The organism is Schaalia sp. lx-100, from assembly GCF_021083625.1.
Taxonomy (GTDB): domain Bacteria; phylum Actinomycetota; class Actinomycetes; order Actinomycetales; family Actinomycetaceae; genus Pauljensenia.
This window is the reverse complement of the sequence record NZ_JAJNRP010000017.1, coordinates 1-1,208: the sequence shown is the minus strand read 5'-3', so window position 1 is coordinate 1,208 and position 1,208 is coordinate 1. Positions and strand designations below refer to the sequence as shown.

Here is a 1,208-nt window from a genome sequence, read left to right as displayed (position 1 = left end):
GCGAGTCTGGTGAATTACGTGTTGAATGCTGCGTGGAAGCAGGATGTGTCTGTTCGTGAGGATGGGCAGGACGTTGATTTGCGTTCTGTTCCTGTGACGAATCAGTTGATCCGCGGCACTATTAAGGTCAAGAAGTTGGGTGAGCAGGCTGACGCGCAGGCTGAGAGCGTGCCGCTTGAGGGCGTGGTGTTCTCGCTGTTTGCTAAGAGCGAGGGCGTGGTGTCTGATACGGCGTTTGCGACTGCGACCACTGGGGCTGATGGTGTGGCGTCGTTTGAGCGTGTGCCGTATGGGTCGTATGTGGTGCGTGAGACTGGTCCGCTGGCTGCGTATAACCCCTCTGTTGAGGTTCAGGGCCGTGAGGTGAGTGTGACGGGTGCGGGTGAGCTTGTTGATCTGACTGGCACCGCGTTTGTGAATACGATGAAGCGCGGGACTGTGAAGGTCAAGAAGCTGGGTGAGCAGGCTGACCCGGCTGCTGAGAGCGTGCCGCTTGAGGGCGTGGTGTTCTCGCTGTTCGCTAAGACTGATGGCGTGGTGTCTGATAGCGCGTTTGCGACCGCGACCACTGGCGTGGATGGTGTGGCTTCGTTTGAGGGCGTGCCGTATGGGTCGTATGTGGTGCGTGAGACTGGTCCTTTGGCTGCGTATAACCCCTCCAGTGAGGCGCAGGGCCGTGAGGTGAGTGTGACTCGTGAGGGCGAACTTGTTGACCTAACTAATAGCGCGTTTACAAACACGATGAAGCGCGGCACGGTGACCGTTACGAAGGTTGATGCTGATTCGCGTGCGGCTTTGGCTGGTGTGACTTTCCAGTTGAAGCAAGAGGGCGTGGTCAAGTATGAGGCTGTGACTGATTCTTCTGGGGTTGCGACTTTCAGCTCGGTGGCGTACGGGGATTACACGCTTGTGGAGTCCGCGAGCCTGGTTTCTCATGTGTTGCGTGCTGATTATTCGGCTGATGTTGCTGTGCGTGAGCATGGCGCTAGGGTTGATGTGGGTACGGTGGATAACCCCATTAAACGCGGCACTGTGAAGGTGAAGAAGTTGGGTGAGCAGGCTGACGCGGGGGCTGAAAACGTGCCGCTTGTGGGTGTGGTGTTCTCGCTGTTTGCTAAGACCGATGGCGTGGTGTCTGATACGGCGTTTGCTACCGCGACCACTGGGGCTGATGGTGTGGCTTCGTTTGAGCGTGTGCCGTATGGGTC

Annotated in this window: 1 protein-coding gene; it reads left to right on the top strand. The window is 57.6% G+C overall.

Annotated features, from left to right (window positions below):
• The coding region (locus LRP54_RS08340; RefSeq protein WP_231235760.1) for an MSCRAMM family protein at window positions 1-1,208 on the top strand (1,208 nt) is incomplete at both ends.